We start from the raw sequence: 17,133 nt of genomic DNA on the forward strand, positions 1-17,133 counted from the left end.
GTGCTGCCGATCGACGCGGCGGCGCACAGCAGTCGCTGGCGCCGCCGTCATCCCGTGGACAAGGCCGTGCTGGGGCTCGGGCTCACCGTGCTCGCGATCTCGCTGCCGCCCTGGCCCGGTGCGGCCCTGGTGCTCCTGACCGCCCTGGTGGTGCTGCTGGGCCCGGCCGGCGTGCCCGGACGGCGGCTGTGGCGGGCCTACCGGGTGCCGCTGGGCTTCTGCGTGACCGGCGCGCTCACGCTGCTCGTCCAGGTGGGCGGGCCAGGGGGGTTCGTCTCCTTCGCCGCCGACGGGCCGGTGCGCGCCGGGGAGTTGCTGCTGCGGACCTCGGCGGCCTCCCTGGGCGTGCTGCTGTTCGCCTTCACCACTCCCCTGTCCGACCTGCTGCCCCGCCTGGTCCGGGCCGGGATCCCCGCACCGGTCGTCGACGTCGCGCTGGTGACGTACCGGATGAGCTTCCTGCTGCTGGACTCGCTGCGCCGCATCCGGGAGGCCCAGGCGGCCCGGCTCGGTCACACCAGCCGGGCCGCGGAGTGGCGTTCCCTGGCCGGGCTCGGCGCCACCGCGTTCGTCCGGGCCTTCGACCGGGCCGGCCGTCTCCAGGCCGGACTCGCCGGGCGCGGCTACGACGGCACCCTGCGCGTCCTGGTGCCCGAGGCCCGGGTCTCCGTCCGCTTCACGGCCGCCAGCTGCGCGCTGCTCGCGACGCTGGCCGCCCTCACCTTCGTACTGGAAAGGCCGCTGACATGAGCGAGCCCGCCCTCGTCGCCCTGCGGGGCGCGTCCTACGCCTACGAGGACGGCCCCACCGTGCTCAGCGGGCTCGACTTCGAGATACCCGAGGGGCGTGCGCTCGCGCTGCTCGGCCGCAACGGCAGCGGAAAGACCACGCTGATGCGGCTGCTCTCCGGCGGGCTGCGGCCGCAAGAGGGCCGGCTGACGGTCGAGGGGCGGCCGGTGGCGTACGACCGCAAGGGGCTGACCGGGCTGCGGACCACCGTGCAGCTGGTGGTGCAGGACCCGGACGACCAGCTGTTCGCGGCCTCCGTCGAGCAGGACGTGTCGTTCGGGCCGCTGAACCTCGGCCTGGACGGCCCTCAGGTGCGGGCGCGGGTGGCGGAGGCGCTCGCCGCGCTGGACATCACGGCCCTGGCCGACCGGCCCACCCATCTGCTCTCCTACGGCCAGCGCAAGCGCACCGCCATCGCGGGCGCGGTCGCCATGCGGCCCCGCGTGCTCGTGCTCGACGAGCCGACGGCCGGACTCGACCCCGACGGCCAGGAGCGGCTCCTGGCCACCCTCGACGAACTCCGTGCCGCCGGCACCACGGTGGTGATGGCCACCCATGACGTCGACCTCGCGCTGCGCTGGGCCGACGACGCCGCACTCCTCACCCCGTCCGGCGTCCGCACCGGACCGGCGGCCACGATGCTGGCCCGCCCGGATCTCCTCCGCGAGGCGGGGCTGCGCCTGCCGTGGGGCGCCGCGGCGGCGGAACTCCTGCGCGCCCAGGGCTGGTTGGATGAGACTGAGCCGGGACCGCGTACGCCGGAGGAACTCGCCGCCCTCGTCGGCGGACCGCTCGGCGCGTCCGGAGGGGGACGGCACGGTCAGTCGAAGTAGGACTGGAGCGAGCCGCGGCGCCGGACGTCGAGGGTCGCGCAGTGGAACGAGCCGCCGAAGGGGGCGTAGTGCAGCAGGTCGCACGGAATCGGCTCGAAGCCCCACTTCTCCAGCGCGCGCAGCATCCCGGTGTGGTGGCGCTCGGCGATCACCTGCTTCTCGTCGAGCATGAGTACGTTCATGCTGAGCCACTTGCCGCACATCGAGGTGAGCTTGAGCAGCCGGCCGTCGATCGGGTCGGGCTCGGGAGCGACCAGGACGTCCCAGGAACCGAGGACGTCCGGCAGGCGGTCGGCGTCGATGTACTCGGGGTTGATCAGCACCTTCCCGGGCGCGAGCAGGACGAACGTCGTGTCGATGTGCATGGGCGTGCGGCAGCGGCTCTCGACCTCATGGACGCGGTACTCCGGGCCGAGGTGACGGCGCAGCCAGTCGATGCCCATCACGTTGGTGACGTTGCTGCGGGTGACGAACAGGTCCCGCCCCGCCCGGACGAAGTCCGCCGCGTCGAAGACGGGTTCGAACTCGGTGAGGATGTACCGCATGGGCTCGCCCGGCCCGGGGACGCGGAAGTCCGGATCGAACAGCTCGTCCGTGAGCTGTGGCCTGGGTGCCGCCGTCCAGCGCGCGCCGCGCCGGAAGTAGTCCTTGAGGATGGGACGGTAGGAGTGCGTCTCGAAGTACCGGCACGGCCACGCCATCGGGGTCTCGATGATCTCGTCGCCGATGACGAGCATGCTGTCGCGCGGGCAGGTGTTGCAGAAGCCGCGTGAGGTCCAGTCGGGGGTGCCGAAGCGGCGCTTGTGGTCGACCGCCTCGGGTCGCCTGACCGTGACGCCGAGCGACTCCAGCAGGGCGACGAAGGCGTCGATCTCCTGCTGCGCCCGCTCGACGAGCAGCCGCGGATACCGGAAGCCGGCCGCGAGTCCCTGCAACCGCCCGGCCCACGGGGGCACGTTGCAGGTCACCACCGCATGGTCGGAGGGGATCGTCGCGCCCTCCAGGCGCCCCACGATGATCTCCTCCAGCGGATCCCACTCGGTGTGCGAACCGACCGGCGACACGAGCCGCTCAACGCCGTCGGCCGGGCGCGGTACTCCGGGATTCTGCAGGACGCTCATGCTCACCACTCTTCGGACCGCAAGGCCAGTGATACGCCGCAACTGCCGGATGACTCAACGGTCCAGATGCCCTGAACGCGCTTGTCCACGCTCGCCGCAAGGCCCTACGTTGCCGGGGTGGATCCCTTCTCACGCACCTGGACGGCGTTGCGCGCGGCGGTGGCCGGTCTCTCCGACGAGGACTTCGGGCGGCCCTCGGGCTGTACGGGCTGGCTGGTGCGGGACCTGGTGTGCCATCTGATCGTCGACGCCCAGGACGTCCTGATCACCCTGGCCACCCCGTCCGACCGGGAACCGACCCGTGACGCACTGACGTACTGGGACATCTCCGGCACTCCGCCGACCGGCGACGACCCGCTCGACGCGCTGACCGTCCGGCTGGCCGCCGCGTACGAGGATCCGCAGCTGCTGAAGTTCCATCTGGACGACGTCGGTTCCGCAGCCGGGCGCGCGGCCCTGCTGGCCGATCCGGCCGGCCGGGTCGGCACCCGCGACGAAGTCCTCACCGTGGGCGACTTCCTGTCCGCGTACGTCATGGAGTGGACGCTGCACCACCTCGACCTGATCGCCTACCTCCCGGACGCGGAGCAGCCGCCCGCGGAGGGCCTCGCCCGTTCCCGGGAGATGCTGGAGCGGATCGCGGGGAGACCGTTCCCGGCGTCCTTCCCCGACGTGGACGCCCTGCTCGTCGGCACCGGGCGGCGGGCGCCGACCGAGGCGGAGCAGGCAGCGCTCGGAGACCTGGCCTCCAGGGTGCCGCTGTACCTGGGCTGAGTTCGCGGCCGCGAAGAGGCTGCCCCCGGGCCCGCCGTCGAAGGACTCCCTCCGAGGTGGGAGCATGGTCCGCATGGACATCCGCCGCAGGAACAACGTCAACGTCACCGGCCCCGAAGGCGCGCCGGTGCTGCTCCTGGCACACGGGTTCGGATGCGACCAGAACATGTGGCGGCTGGTGGTGCCGGCACTTGCCGAGCGCTACCGGGTGGTGCTGTTCGACTACGTCGGCTCCGGCGGTTCGGACCTCGCGGCATGGAGCGAGGAGCGCTATTCCTCGCTGCGGGGCTACGCCGGTGACGTCGTCGACGTCTGCGAGGAACTGGACCTGCGGCAGGCGGTGTTCGTGGGGCACTCGGTGAGCGCCATGGTCGGGGTGCTGGCGGCGCAGGCGGCGCCGGAGCGGATCGGGGCGCTCGTGATGGTCACGCCCTCGCCCCGCTACATCGACGACGAGGACTACCGCGGCGGCTTCAGCACCGAGGACATCGACGAGCTGCTCGCCTCCCTGGAGGCGAACTACCTGGGCTGGTCGTCCGCCATGGCCCCGGTGATCATGGGCAATCCGGACCGGCCGGAGCTCGGGCAGGAACTGACCAACAGCTTCTGCGCCACCGACCCCGACATCGCCCGGGTCTTCGCCCGTACGACGTTCCTCACCGACAGCCGGGAGGACCTCAAGAGCGTGTCGGTGCCGACCCTGGTGCTGGAGTGCGAGCAGGACGCCATCGCGCCCCGCGAGGTCGGCGCCTATGTGCACGCGGCGACCCCCGGCTCCCGCCTGGTCACGCTCGACGCCACCGGGCACTGCCCGCAGCTCAGCGCGCCGGAGGCCACCACCGGGGCGATCCTCGGCTTCCTGGAGTCCCTCCGGTGATGTGCCGTACGGGCGGCGTGCCGGAACCCGCTGAGACGGGGGACGAGGCGAGCACGAACGCGGCCTTCACCGCCCTGCTGGAGGACAGCGCGGAGGACCTGTACGAGTCCGCGCCGTGCGGCTACCTGTCCACGATGATGGACGGCACCATCGCCAAGATCAACACCACGCTGCTGGACTGGCTCGGCCTGGAGCGTGAGGCCGTCGTGGGCCGCAAGCGCTTCACGGACCTGCTGACCATCGGCGGCAAGCTCTACCACGAGACGCACTTCGCTCCGCTGCTGCGCATGCAGGGCGAGCTGCGCGGCATCGCCCTGGACCTGCGGCGCCTGGACGGGGGCCGGCTGCCCGTGCTGGTGTCCGCGGTGGTCAAGCACGGTACCGAGGGCGAGCCGCTGCTGATCCGGATCACCGTCTTCGACGCCTCGGACCGCCGCGCCTACGAGCAGGAGCTCCTGCGCCGCCGTGAGGAGGCCGAGCGGGCCCGCGCCGAGGCGGACGAGGCCCGGCGGCAGGCCGAGGCGGACCGGGCCAGGCTGGCCGACGCGCTCGCCGTGCTGCAGCGTTCCCTCGTGCCGGACTCGCTGCCCGATGTACCGGGTCTGGAGACGGCCGTCCACTACCACACGGCCTCGCCGGACCAGCTCGGCGGCGACTTCTACGACCTGTTCCCGGTCGGCGGCGACCGGTGGGCGTTCTTCCTCGGCGACGTGTGCGGCAAGGGACCCGAAGCCGCCTCCCTCACCTCCCTGACCCGCTACACCCTGCGCGCCGCGGCCCACCACGACCCTGATCCGGCCTCGGCCCTGGCCACGCTGAACGCCGTGCTGCACGAGCGCTACACCGGCGGCGGCAACCCCCGGTACTGCACCTGCATCTTCGGGATCATCGAGCCGGGCGGCGAGCACGGGCGGAGGGTCGTGCGTCTCGCCTCCGGCGGCCACCCGCCGGCGCTCGTCCTGCGGTCCGACGGCCGCGCCGAGTTCCTGCCCACCCCGGGGGGCCTGCTCATCGGTGTCGTCCCCGGCGCGCCGATCGGCACCGTCGAGACCGTCCTCGGCCCCGGCGACACGGTCGTGCTCTACACCGACGGCCTCACCGAGGCCCGCACCGGCCCCGGCCGGGACGACCTGTACGGCGAGGACGCCCTGCACACCTTCGCCACCGACCACGCGCCCGGCACGCCGCACGAGGTGATCACCGCCCTGACCGGGCTGCTCGAAAAGATCGGCGACGGCCTGGACGACGACACCGCGCTGCTCGCGCTCGGCGTTCCCGCCGCCCCTTCCCCCCTAGGCCCCGCGACGAATCACATCTCATGAACCCGCTCACCGTCAGACAGCACGACACCACCACCGGCCCCGTTCTGCACGTGGCCGGCGACCTGGACTTCGACCAGGCCCCCGTCCTTCGCGGCAGGCTCGACCAGCTCTCCCTGTCACCGGGGCAGTGTCTGGTCCTGGATCTGTCCGGGCTGGAGTTCTGCGACTCCTCGGGCATCACCGCACTCCTCGCCGCCCGCCAGCACGCGCTGGCCGCCGAGGCCGACGTCGTCCTGGCCGCCGTACCGGCGAACCTGCTGCGCGTCCTCACCCTCGTCGGCCTCGACCAGGTCTTCACCCTGCGCCCGGACTCCAGCGCCGCGTCCTGACCCGCGCGGGACGCCCCGGGCGCGGCGACCGTCACCCCGGTCCGCCCCCGTGCCCCTTGGCGCTCCCCGCACACCACCGCCCGGCCGGAAAACGCTTGGACTCCGCGGCCGGTATCGCGGGACACTTCCGGACTCGACCCGAAACCTCACGCATCCGTTGCGGTGATGGCCCCTGCCCGCACGCGCGGCGCGGCGGGCGGCCACAGGACGACACAGGGGTGGGATGGAAACGCCGGAAACACACAGGGTCTTACCGGGCAGGCGCTCGGTGCTTCTCGCACTTCGCTACTACGGACGGGAGTTGTCCCGGCTCCGCCGGTGGGCGGCACCCGCGATGCTGCTCTCGGCGCTGGGCAACATCGGAATCAACTACGTGGCGCCGCTGATCGTCGCCAAACTCGTCGGCGACATCGCCGGGAACGAGGACGTCACGGCCGGCTCGACGCTGCCGTACGTGCTCGCCTTCGCCGGCGTCCTGCTGACCGCGGAGGCGCTGTGGCGCGTCGCCCTGCACTGCCTCAACCGTCTCGACGCCCTGGGCATCGAGCACCTCTACGTGGTCGGCATGGACGAACTGTTCGCCAAGGACGCCGCGTTCTTCCACGACAACTTCGCCGGCTCGCTGACCAAGCGGGTCCTCAGCTTCGCCTCCCGGTTCGAGCAGTTCGTCGACACACTGACGTTCCAGATCGTGGGGAGCTTCGTGCCACTGGTGTTCGGCGCGGTGGTGCTGTGGCGCTACGAACCGCTGCTCGTCGTCGGTCTCCTGGTGATGATCGCCCTGACGGCGGTGCTGGTCGTGCCGCTCATCCGGCGCCGGCAGGCGCTCGTCGACCGGCGTGAGGAGGCGATCGCGCGGGTGTCGGGCCATGTCGCCGACAGCCTGATGAACATGGACACCGTGCGGGCGTTCGCCGCGGAGGAGCGCGAGGCCGCCGAACACCGGTCCCGGGTCGCGATGTCACGCCGGCTCACCATGCGGTCGTGGGACTACGGCAACCTGCGCATCGACACGCTGGTCGCGCCGATGTCCGTGCTCACCAACGCGATGGGCCTGCTGCTCGCGGTGACGCTGGGCGGCGGCGCGCACGGCGTGGAGGCCATCGTGGTGGCCTTCGCCTACTACAGCAACGCGACCCGGATCATGTTCGAGTTCAACCAGATATACCGCCGGCTGGAAAGCTCGATGACGGAGGCCGCGCAGTTCACCGAACTGCTCCTGACGCCGCCGACGGTGCTCGACCCGCCGGCACCGGAACCGCTGCGGACCCGGGCGGCCGACGTCCGCTTCGAGAAGGTGACCTTCGCCCACCGGGGCGGCCGGCCGCTCTTCGAAGGGCTCGACCTGGCCGTGCCGAGCGGGGCGAAGGTCGGTCTCGTGGGCCGGTCGGGCGGCGGCAAGACCTCGCTCACCCGGCTGCTGCTGCGGATGACCGACATCGACGGCGGCCGCATCCTGGTCGGCGGCCAGGACATCAGCCGGGTGCGCCAGGCCGACCTGCGCGGCCGGATCGCGTACGTGCCGCAGGACCCGGCGATGTTCCACCGCACCCTGCGGGACAACATCGCCTTCGCCCGGCCGGACGCCACCGACGCCGAGATCCGCCGGGCGGCCGAGGCGGCCCATGTCACCGAGTTCGCCGACGCGTTGCCGGACGGCTTCGACACCATGGTCGGCGAGCGGGGCGTCAAGCTGTCCGGCGGGCAGCGCCAGCGGGTCGCCCTCGCCCGGGCGATCCTGCGGGACGCGCCGATCCTGCTGCTCGACGAGGCGACCAGCGCCCTGGACTCCGAGAGCGAACTGCTGGTCCAGGAGGCGCTGTGGCGGCTCATGGACGGGCGGACCGCACTGGTGGTGGCGCACCGGCTGAGCACGGTCGCCGGCATGGACCAGCTCGTCGTCCTCGACCGCGGCCGGATCGTCGAGCAGGGCACCCACCAGGAACTGCTCGCGAACGGCGGTGCCTACGCGAAGCTGTGGCAACACCAGTCGGGCGGCTTCCTGGACGACACCCCCGGGCGGGCCGAGGTGGTCTAGCGCAGGGTCGCTCACCTCCGTTTCAGTGCCCGTGCCCGCGCCGCCAGGGCCTCCAGGAGGAGGTCCACCGCCGGTTCGAAGGAGCTGTCCGCCATCGCGGGCAGCTCCCGGCGGACCAGGGTCAGGGACGGGTAGGACGCCGGATCGAGGTCCTGGTAGACGTCGCGCCACGACCGGTGGTCGGCCTGGCGCTGCTGTGGGGGGAGAGCGTGGAACGCCGCCTCCGTGGCGGCGTGGCTGAGCACGGTGTCGATGAAGGCCAGGTAGAGCCGTGCGGCGTCGGCCGGGGGGAAGCCCGCGGTGAGCAGCAGGCCGATCCCCGTCTCCACGGCGCGGATCTCGTTGCGTCGCCGGGTCACGCGGTGGGCCGCCATGGCCGCCGCGCGGGGATGGGCGAGGTATCCCGCGCGGACCCTGAGGGCCATCTCGCGCAGCGAGGCCACCCAGTCGTCCCCGGCCGTGAAGCCGGCCATCGCGTCGCCGATGATCCGGTCCGCGATGGCGAGCACGAGGTCGTCGGTGTCGTGGAAGTAGCGGTACAGCGCGGTCGGGTCGCAGCCCAGGGCCGCGCCGAGCCGGCGCACGCTCAGCGCCTCGGGCCCGTGCTCGCCGATGAGCCGCAGCGCGGTCTCCACGATCAGGTCCTCCGACAGCAGGACCCCCGAACGGGTCGGCCGGCGACGCCGGCGTTCCTGCGGGACGCGGGTGGTCATGACCGGGACTCCTCTCCTCGCACACGGAAGGCTTCGCACACGGAAGGCCGCACGAAGGCCACACGAAGGCCTCGCGCACACCGGCGGCTCCTCGCGCACGCACGGTCCTCGCGTAACGCAGTGAACGACCCCCGTCGCCTTACGTCAACAGGGTTGACCCAATGTGGGCGCCGGATGTTCCATCACAGTCCCGCGCGGCTCTTCCCACCCCGTTCCCAGAGGAGCCCTTCATGTCGTCCGCACCGCCCCAGCCACGCCCCGCGCTGCGCCGTTCCCTCGGCGTCGTCGACGGCGTCGCCATCGCCGCGTCCAGCACCGCGGCCACCACCAGCATCGCCATCGGCATGGGCACGATCGCCACCATCGTGGGCCTGCAGGCGCCGGCGCTCCTGCTGCTGGCGTTCCTGCCGGTGCTGGGCATCGCCCTCGCCTACGCCCGTCTCAACCGCTCCGAACCCAACTGCGGCAACGGCTACACCTGGGTCGGCAGATCCCTCGGCCCCTGGCCCGGCTTCCTGACCGGCTGGGTGACACTGGTCGGCTCGGTCATCTTCTGCGCCTACACCAGCGCGATCATGGGCTCGGTCGTGCTGGCCTTCGCCAACAAGGCCGGCCTGCGCAGCCTGGCCGGCATCGCCCTCGATCCGACGTCCACCGGTGTCTGTACGGCGGTCGGGCTGGTGGTCCTGCTCGCCCTGACCGCCCTGGCCGTCACCGGCGTCCGGAGCGCGACCCGGTTCCAGTTCGCGCTGCTGGTCTTCGAGTACGCGGTGCTGCTCGGCTTCTGCGGCTGGGCCCTGGTCACCGGCGACCACGCGGTGTCCCTGTCCTGGTTCAACCCCTTCGAGATCTCCAGCGGCACCGCCTTCGCCCAGGGCATGGTCCTCGCGGTGTTCTTCTTCTGGGGCTGGGACGCGGCGTTCAGCGTCACCGAGGAGACGAAGGACCCGGGCGACGCGGCGCGGGGCGGACTGATCGCCCTGTTCGCGATGCTCGGCCTGTTCCTCTTCGCGTCGGTGGCCTTCCAGCGGGAGATGAGCCTGGCCGAACTCGTCCGCAACGGCCCGCAGGCCCTCGGCTACCTCGGGGAGAAACTGGCCGCCGAGCCCTGGGCCACGCTGCCCCTGATCGCCCTGATGTTCTCCGCCGTCGCCTCGGTGCAGGCCACCCTGATCCCCACGGCGCGCGGCCTGCTCGCCATGGGCCGCGACCGCACCATGGGCCCGCTGTGGACCCGGGTCCACCCGCGCTACGGCACACCGGCCGCCGGGACGGTCGTGGTGATGTCCGTCGCCGCCGGTATCGCCGTGCTCGCCTTCGCGATCCCCAAGCTGAGCGACATGCTGCTGGCCGCCGTCAACGCCATCGGCCTGATCGTGGCGCTCTACTACGGCCTGACCGCGCTCGCCTGCGCCGTGCGCTTCCGCGCCGCGCGGCACGAGGGGCCCCGCGAGGCACTGCTCGCCGTCATCGTGCCGGCGCTGTCCGGGCTGGTGCTGCTGGGTCTCGGCGCCTACCTCGGCTACTCGTACCTCACGATGAGCGATCACTTCGAACTGAGCCCGGACAACGGCTGGTTCATGTTCTCGCTGCCCGCCGTGATCGTGCTCGCCGGTCTCGTCATGGCCGCCGTGGCCAAGTACGTCCGGCGCTCGTCCTACTTCACCACCGGGCGCGGCACCGACGCCGAAGCCCTCACCCTGCCGATGGACCGCACGCCGGTCTGACCCTCCTTGGAGTTCACCCCGATGTCACACCCCCCTGCCCAGGGACCCGCGGACCTCGTCCTGACCGGCGGTCCGGTGCACACCGTCGACCCGGCCCGCAGCCGCGCCACCTCGGTGGCCGTGCGCGGCGGGCGGATCGTCGCCGTCGGCCACGACGAGGTGCGCGAGCTGATCGGGCCCCGTACCGAGGTCGTCGACCTGGCCGGGAAGCTGCTGCTGCCGGGCTTCCAGGACGCCCATGTCCATCCGATGGGCGCGGGCCTCGAACTCGGCCAGTGCCATCTCGGCGACACCACCGACGCGGACGCGTACCTGCGCAGGATCGGGGCGTACGCGAAGGAGCACCCGGACATCGAGTGGATCACCGGGGGAGGCTGGTCCCTGGAGGCGTTCCCCGGCGGCTCCCCCACGGCCGCCGCCCTCGACGCGATCGTCCCGGACCGCCCCGTCTTCCTGCCCAACCGCGACCACCACGGCGCCTGGGTCAACAGCCGGGCCCTGGAACGCGCGGGCATCGACGCCCGGACCCCCGATCCCGCCGACGGCCGGATCGAGCGCGACGCCGCGGGCAACCCCACCGGGATGCTTCAGGAGGGCGCGGTCCACCTGGTGGGCAGGCTGGTGCCGGACCCCACACCGGAGGAGCAGCTCGCCGGCCTGCTGCGGGCCCAGGCCGTGCTGCACTCGCACGGCGTCACGGCCTGGCAGGACGCCATCGTCGGCACGTACGCCAACCTGACCGACCCGGCTCCGGCCTACCTGACGGCCCTGGACCGGGGTCTGCTCACCGCCCGGGTCGTCGGCGCCCTGTGGTGGGACCGTGAGCGCGGCGCCGAGCAGATCGGCGAACTCGTGGCCCGGCGTGAGGAGTTGAGCCGGGACCGGTTCCGCGCCGGCACCGTGAAGATCATGCAGGACGGTATCGCCGAGAACCACACCGCGGCCATGCTGTCCCCCTACCTCACGGGCTGCGGCTGCACCTCGGACAACAGCGGCATCAGCTTCGTGGAGCCGGGTGAGCTGCGGAAGTACGTCACCGAACTGGACGCGCACGGCTTCCAGGTGCACTTCCACGCGCTCGGTGACCGCGCGGTGCGGGAAGCACTCGACGCCGTGGAGTCCGCCCGGACGGCCAACGGCCAACGTGACTCCCGGCATCACCTGGCGCACCTCCAGGTCGTCCACCCCGACGACCTGCCCCGTTTCCGGGCGCTGGGCGCGAGCGCCAACCTGCAGATGCTGTGGGCCGCCCACGAACCGCAGATGGACGAACTGACCCTGCCCTTCCTGGGGGCGGAGCGCGGCGCGTGGCAGTATCCCTTCGGGGATCTGCTGCGTGCCGGGGCGACCCTCGCCGCCGGCAGCGACTGGCCCGTCAGCAGCCCCGACCCGATCCAGGCCATCCATGTGGCCGTCAACCGGGTATCCCCCGAGGCTCCCGAGGGCACCCCGGCCTTCTTCCCGGAGCAGCGCACCGACCTCGGCACCGCCATCGCCGCGTACACGGCGGGCAGCGCGTACGTGAACCATCTCGACGGCACCACCGGCAGCATCACCGTCGGCAAGTCCGCCGACCTCGTCGTCCTCGACCGCGACCCGTTCGCGGGTCCGCCCGAGGAGATCGCCGCCACCCGGGTCCTGGAGACCTTCGTCGACGGCCGGCGGGTCCACACCGGCACCTGAGGCGTGGTCCAATGCTCGCGGGTTCGCGGGCGTGGAGGGGGATGAGGCACGGTGGGAGGGTCGGGGCACGGAGTCATGCGGTCCGTGATGTGGGTGCTGCTCGCGGTCGTCGCTCTCGGCGTCGGGGTGGCATCCGCCTCCGAGATCCGCGGGGCGCTGGAGCGGGAGCGGGAGTACCGCGGCGCGTCGGCCTGCGCCGCCGCCCCCGTCGAGGCGTCCGGGTGCGTGTGGGAGCAGCAGTTCACCGTACGGCGCGCCGCCATGAACCGCGGTGAGCGGAGCGAGTCCCCGGTGGCGGAGCTGGTGCTGCCGTCGGGCAAGCCGTGGGAGGTGACGTTCCGGCGCACCGAGCCCGTGATGTCCGGGATGCAGCCGGGCGAGAAGGTCGTCGGGGTGATCTGGCACGGTCAGGTCGTCGAGGTACGGGACTCCGAGCGCCGGCGGCAGCAGACGTCCGACGGGCCGGTGGGATGGCCCGAGGACCGTCTGGGCGGTGCGCTGGCCTGCGTCTCGTTCGGCCTGGCGGCCCTCGTGGGCGGACTGTGGCCCCTCTTCGCGCGGGGCGAGCCGCGGCACGCGACCGCGGCGAAGATGGTGCGGTGGCACGGCGTCGCACTGGGCGGCACGGCGACCCTGACGCTCTGGGCGCAGGCGGCCAACGACTGGCCGCTCTGGGCCCTGCCGGCGATCTGGGGGCCGCTCGCGCTGCTGCTCCTGACGTCCATGACGGCCTTCACCCTCGGCGCGCTGCGCGGCGACCTGGACCACGACGCCCCCGCCCCGCCGGAGCCCCAGCCGCAGCCTTCGTGAGCGGATGACGCTCAGGCCTGCCGGGCGTGCACGGGGCTGTGGGCGACGTCGTCCGGGCAGGCGCGGTGCGGCTCGCCGGTCCGCCGGTCGCGCCGCCAGTCGTACGCCGCGAGAGCCAGCGACGCGGCCATGCCGACGAGCCCGGCGGCCATCGCGAGGAAGAGGGCGCCGCGGTAGTCGTCGCTCCTGCTGCCCAGCACCAGGTAGTAAAGGCCGGGCAGGGCGGCGGTGCCCACCGCGGCGCCGAGCCGCTGCCCGGTCTGCAGGGCGCCGCCCGCCGCTCCCGCCATGTGCACGGGCACGTCGCGCAGCGTCATGGTGATGTTCGGGGAGATCACGCACCCGCCGCCGACGCCGCCGAGGAACATGACCGGGGCGGCGATCCAGGGCGCGATGTCGAGGGGCGCGAAGCGCAACAGCAGCGCGGTGCCGCCCAGCCCGAGGATCACGCCCGTGAGCCCGCCCACGGTGAGCAGCCGGCCGAGCCGGTCCACCAGCCGCCCGGAGACGGCGGCCGCGAAGGCCGAGCCGAGGGCGAAGGGCGTCACGGCGAGGCCGGATTCGAGCGGGGAGAAGCCCAGACCGTGCTGGTAGAAGAGGGCGAAGACCAGCCAGACGCCGCTGAAGCCGATGAAGTAGAGGGTGCCGACGCCGGCGCCGACGGCGTAGCCGCGCACGGTGGTGAACAGTCGTGGGTCGAGCAGCGGCTGGGGGCCGCGGTCCAGCAGGCGGTGCTGCCAGCGGGTGAAGGCGAACAGGAGCCCGGCGCCGGCAGGGAACATCCACCACAGCCGGGCGAGGCCGCCGGTCTCCGCCTGCACCAGCGGATACATGAACGCGAGGACACCCAGGCCGAGGAGCACGACGCCGGGCAGGTCGACGTGTTCGCGGCCGGAACGCCGGGTGCGGGGCAGCAGGCGGCGTCCGAGGAGGACCGCGAGGACGCCGATGGGGACGTTGACGTAGAAGATCCAGCGCCAGCCCTGGGCGCCGTCGGCCAGTGCGAGGATCAGGCCGCCGGCGAGGGGGCCGACGCCGGAGGAGATACCGACGGTGGCGCCGAAGAAGCCGAAGGCGCGGCCTCGTTCGGCGCCCCGGAACATCTGCTGGATGAGCGCGGAGTTCTGCGGGGCCATGAAGCCGGCCGCCAGGCCCTGGGCGAGCCGGGCCACCACGAGCAGCGTGATGTTCGGGGCGGCTCCGCAGGCCGCGCTGAACAGCACGAAGCCGCTGAGGGCGACGAGGAAGATGCGGCGCCGGTCCAGGGCGTCGCCGAGGCGGCCGGCGGTGACGAGGGCGAGGCCGAAGGAGAGGGCGTAGCCGGACACCACCCACTGCACCTCGGCCGCGGAGGCGTCCAGCTGCTGCTGGATGGTGGGCAGGGCGACCGCCACGATCGACACGTCCAGCAGACTCATGAAACCGGCCACCAGCGTGACCCACAGGGCCCGCCACCGCCTCGGGTCCGGCTCGTACCCGTCCTGCTGCCCGCCCTGGTTCCGGCCGCCCTCCGCCGACGCTGTCACTTGGGCTCCTCTCACCAGGCACGCACCCGGCGAGTCAAGTTCCCCCGCCGGGGCACGGACACACACCCGTCCCGGAGATCCTCCCGGACGGCGCGGCGGCCCGCCTCTCACCCTGAGCACCCCTGCGTCACGCTCCGTGGTCGACCGGGCGCCGCGCGAAGGGGTTCGTTTGAGCGCGCGAGATCTGTGCAGGCGTTGGGCTTGGGAATGCGACCGGCGAAAGGAAACACGTGATGGCGGCGCCCGGCAACGACGAGTCGGTGGATCCCGCGGCTGTGAGACGACACCGGGTGCTGTTCCGGGCGATCGAGAAACGACGTCACCCGAAGCTGCGCCGCAGCGACATCACGGTGACCGACGAGGCCGCGGTCAAGCGGGCCACCAAGGCCGCCGCCCTCGGCAACGCCATGGAGTGGTACGACTTCGGCATCTACAGCTATCTGGCGTCGACCATCGGCAGGGTCTTCTTCCCCTCCGGCAACGACACCGCCCAGCTGCTCGGGTCCTTCGCGACGTTCGCCGTGGCCTTCCTGGTGCGCCCGCTGGGCGGCATGGTTTTCGGGCCGCTCGGGGACAAGGTGGGGCGCAAGCGCATCCTCTCCCTCACCATGATCATGATGGCGGTGGGCACCTTCGCCATCGGCCTGGTCCCCTCGCACGCCGCGATCGGGTTGTGGGCCCCGGCCCTGCTGATCTTCTTCCGGCTGGTGCAGGGCTTCTCGACCGGCGGGGAGTACGGCGGCGCCTCGACGTTCATCGCCGAGTACGCGCCCGACAAGCGGCGCGGCTTCTTCGGCAGCTTCCTGGAGCTCGGCACCCTCGCCGGCTATGTCGGGGCCTCTGGCCTCGTCGTCCTGCTGCAGACCCTCCTCAGCGACGACCAGATGCTGTCGTGGGGCTGGCGCGTGCCGTTCCTGGTCGCGGCCCCGCTCGGCCTCATCGGGCTCTACCTGCGGCTCAAGCTGGACGAGACGCCCGCCTTCCAGAAGCTGGAGGGCGGCCAGGCGAAGGCGAGCGAGGCCGCCGACGCCGTGGAGACCTCGGCCGCCGCCGACCTCGGCAAGATCTTCACCCGGTACTGGCGGCCGCTGCTGCTGTGCCTCGCGCTTGTGGCGGCGTACAACATCACCGACTACATGCTGCTGTCGTACATGCCGACGTACCTGTCCGACGAGCTGGGCTACGGCACCAACCACGGCCTGCTGATCCTGGTCGTGGTGATGGTGCTGCAGATGTGCCTCATCAACCAGGTCGGGCGCCTCTCGGACCGCTTCGGGCGCAAGCCGCTGCTGATGGCGGGGATGCTCGGGTTCCTGTTCCTCTCCCTGCCGTCGTTCTGGCTCATCCGGCAGGGCGACGTCGTCCTCATCACCGTGGGTCTGCTGCTGATGGGGCTCTCCCTGCTGCCGATGCTCGGCACGATGTCCGCGGCGCTCCCGGCGATCTTCCCCACGCAGGTGCGCTACGGCTCGCTCTCGGTGGCCTACAACCTGGCCACCTCGGTCTTCGGCGGTACGACACCCCTGGTGATCACGGCTCTGATCAGTGCCTTCGACTCGACCCTGATGCCGGCGTACTACGCCACCGGCGCCGCGGTCATCGGCGTCATCGCCGTGCTGTGCATGCGCGAGACCGCCAACAAGCCGCTGGCCGGTTCCCCGCCGTCCGTGGAGACGGAGGCGGAGGCCCGGGAACTGGTGCAGGCGCAGTCCCCGCGGCCCAGGTTCTGACCGACGGGCGGAGGCCCCGTCCGCGACCGTTGCGGACGGGGCCTTCGCGATTAGGCGGTGGCGGGCCGGGAACGCGGTGCGCGCTACGACCCCCGAGGCGAGGCCGGTAAGGCGATGACCGAGTACGAACGCTCCCGCACGATGCCCGCACAGCCCGAGCACGTCTTCGACCAGGCCGCGCACGTCGGGCGGCTGGACAGCTGGCTGCCGGAGGCCCTGCACGTGGAAGCCGGGCAGCTGCCGGCCGTCACCGTGCACGAGGACCGCACCGACGAGGACACCTCCGCCCTGTTCCGTGCCCGGCCCGACCAGATGCGGCTCGAATGGGGCACCCGTGACCAGGGCGAGTACGCGGGCTGGCTCCAGGTCGCCGGGCTCGACGGCGGGGCCAGTGAGGTGACCGTGCACCTGTCGTTCTTCGACGAGGGCCACGACCCGGGCGAGCAGGCCGTCACCGACGCCCTGGACACCAGCCTGCGGCGGCTGGAGGAGCAGGTGCGGCTGCACGTCGGCCACGCGGCCGGCTGAGCCGCCGCGGCGCGCGGCAGGCAGTACGCCGTCGCGGCGTCCGGACAGTGGACCGACGAGGAGGAGGGGCGGCGCCGGCTGTCCTCCGGCGAGGTGCACACGTGGGAACCGGGCCGCAACGAAACGGTCTGCGGCCTCTCCCTCAGCCGTTCCCGGCTGGTCCGCTTCCCGCACGTCGGCCGGCCTGACACCTTCCCCGAGTCCGGCGGCGCCGCGGACCGGGTGCGGCGCCCATGCCCGCGCTGCGCCTCGGTGGCGGGCCGCCGCGGCCCCGACGCCCGCCCACGGTGGCACCGGACCGGCCCCCGGCCGTGAGCGCGCCCGTACCGACGG

General features: G+C 72.5%; 16 protein-coding genes. 13 read left to right on the forward strand and 3 right to left on the reverse strand.

The features are described from left to right. Together cbiQ and HNR57_RS33005 are read left to right on the forward strand one after the other, a co-directional pair. A complete protein-coding gene (gene cbiQ, locus HNR57_RS33000; RefSeq protein WP_184565949.1) occupies window positions 1-750 on the forward strand; it encodes a cobalt ECF transporter T component CbiQ in 750 nt (249 codons plus the stop codon). Next, window positions 747-1,622, forward strand: coding sequence for an energy-coupling factor ABC transporter ATP-binding protein (locus HNR57_RS33005; RefSeq protein WP_184565951.1), 876 nt, complete (start codon window positions 747-749; stop codon window positions 1,620-1,622). The genes cbiQ and HNR57_RS33005 overlap by 4 nt, the downstream gene beginning before the upstream one ends. Here HNR57_RS33005 and HNR57_RS33010 read toward each other — a convergent pair. Beyond that, window positions 1,610-2,743: an amidinotransferase gene (locus HNR57_RS33010; protein WP_184565953.1), complete on the reverse strand. Its 1,134-nt coding sequence runs from the start codon at window positions 2,741-2,743 to the stop codon at window positions 1,610-1,612. The two genes, HNR57_RS33005 and HNR57_RS33010, sit on opposite strands and share 13 nt — an antisense overlap. 117 nt (window positions 2,744-2,860) lie before the next feature. Between HNR57_RS33010 and HNR57_RS33015 the strand changes: the two genes are divergently transcribed. The 5 genes from HNR57_RS33015 (at window position 2,861) to HNR57_RS33035 (ending at window position 8,083) form a co-directional block, all read left to right on the forward strand. Beyond that, entirely contained in the window at window positions 2,861-3,517 is a 657-nt protein-coding gene (locus HNR57_RS33015) for a maleylpyruvate isomerase N-terminal domain-containing protein (protein ID WP_184565955.1), read from the forward strand. A 73-nt stretch (window positions 3,518-3,590) separates the two neighbouring features. Next, window positions 3,591-4,394: an alpha/beta fold hydrolase gene (locus HNR57_RS33020; protein WP_184566016.1), complete on the forward strand. Its 804-nt coding sequence runs from the start codon at window positions 3,591-3,593 to the stop codon at window positions 4,392-4,394. Next, window positions 4,394-5,716, forward strand: a complete 1,323-nt coding sequence (locus HNR57_RS33025; protein WP_184565957.1) for a PP2C family protein-serine/threonine phosphatase — start codon at window positions 4,394-4,396, stop codon at window positions 5,714-5,716. The genes HNR57_RS33020 and HNR57_RS33025 overlap by 1 nt, the downstream gene beginning before the upstream one ends. After that, complete coding sequence (locus HNR57_RS33030; protein ID WP_184565959.1) at window positions 5,713-6,045, forward strand: STAS domain-containing protein; 333 nt, start codon at window positions 5,713-5,715, stop codon at window positions 6,043-6,045. Before HNR57_RS33025 ends, HNR57_RS33030 begins: the two co-directional genes overlap by 4 nt. A 268-nt stretch (window positions 6,046-6,313) precedes the next feature. Further along, window positions 6,314-8,083 (forward strand): ABC transporter ATP-binding protein, encoded by a 1,770-nt coding sequence (locus HNR57_RS33035; RefSeq protein WP_376772314.1) that lies wholly within the window; start codon window positions 6,314-6,316, stop codon window positions 8,081-8,083. 11 nt (window positions 8,084-8,094) lie between these two features. On the opposite strand, the gene HNR57_RS33040 is transcribed toward HNR57_RS33035, so the two are convergent. Then, window positions 8,095-8,796, reverse strand: coding sequence for a TetR/AcrR family transcriptional regulator (locus HNR57_RS33040; protein WP_184565963.1), 702 nt, complete (start codon window positions 8,794-8,796; stop codon window positions 8,095-8,097). Between the two features lie 230 nt (window positions 8,797-9,026). Between HNR57_RS33040 and HNR57_RS33045 the strand changes: the two genes are divergently transcribed. The 3 genes from HNR57_RS33045 to HNR57_RS33055 all read left to right on the forward strand — a co-directional run bounded on the left by HNR57_RS33045 (window position 9,027) and on the right by HNR57_RS33055 (window position 13,016). Further along, the gene (locus tag HNR57_RS33045; RefSeq protein ID WP_184565964.1) at window positions 9,027-10,523 is read left to right on the forward strand and encodes an APC family permease; all 1,497 of its coding nucleotides are present in this window, start codon (window positions 9,027-9,029) and stop codon (window positions 10,521-10,523) included. 21 nt (window positions 10,524-10,544) lie between these two features. Next, window positions 10,545-12,206, forward strand: a complete 1,662-nt coding sequence (locus HNR57_RS33050; protein WP_184565966.1) for an amidohydrolase — start codon at window positions 10,545-10,547, stop codon at window positions 12,204-12,206. A 75-nt stretch (window positions 12,207-12,281) separates the two neighbouring features. Next, window positions 12,282-13,016 (forward strand): hypothetical protein, encoded by a 735-nt coding sequence (locus HNR57_RS33055; protein WP_221343331.1) that lies wholly within the window; start codon window positions 12,282-12,284, stop codon window positions 13,014-13,016. Window positions 13,017-13,027: 11 nt separating this feature from the next. On the opposite strand, the gene HNR57_RS33060 is transcribed toward HNR57_RS33055, so the two are convergent. Further along, complete coding sequence (locus HNR57_RS33060) at window positions 13,028-14,542, reverse strand: MFS transporter (protein ID WP_184565968.1); 1,515 nt, start codon at window positions 14,540-14,542, stop codon at window positions 13,028-13,030. 233 nt (window positions 14,543-14,775) lie between these two features. On the opposite strand from HNR57_RS33060, the gene proP reads away from it, so the two are divergent. The 3 genes from proP (at window position 14,776) to HNR57_RS39885 (ending at window position 17,115) form a co-directional block, all read left to right on the forward strand. Continuing rightward, entirely contained in the window at window positions 14,776-16,272 is a 1,497-nt protein-coding gene (proP, locus tag HNR57_RS33065) for a glycine betaine/L-proline transporter ProP (protein WP_184565970.1), read from the forward strand. Between the two features lie 114 nt (window positions 16,273-16,386). Next, a complete protein-coding gene (locus tag HNR57_RS33070) occupies window positions 16,387-16,800 on the forward strand; it encodes an SRPBCC family protein (RefSeq protein ID WP_184565972.1) in 414 nt (137 codons plus the stop codon). A gap of 78 nt (window positions 16,801-16,878) precedes the next feature. After that, entirely contained in the window at window positions 16,879-17,115 is a 237-nt protein-coding gene (locus HNR57_RS39885) for a hypothetical protein (RefSeq protein WP_246555186.1), read from the forward strand. Window positions 17,116-17,133 lie beyond the last annotated feature (18 nt).

This window comes from Streptomyces paradoxus (genome assembly GCF_014202475.1).
Lineage (GTDB): Bacteria > Actinomycetota > Actinomycetes > Streptomycetales > Streptomycetaceae > Streptomyces > Streptomyces paradoxus.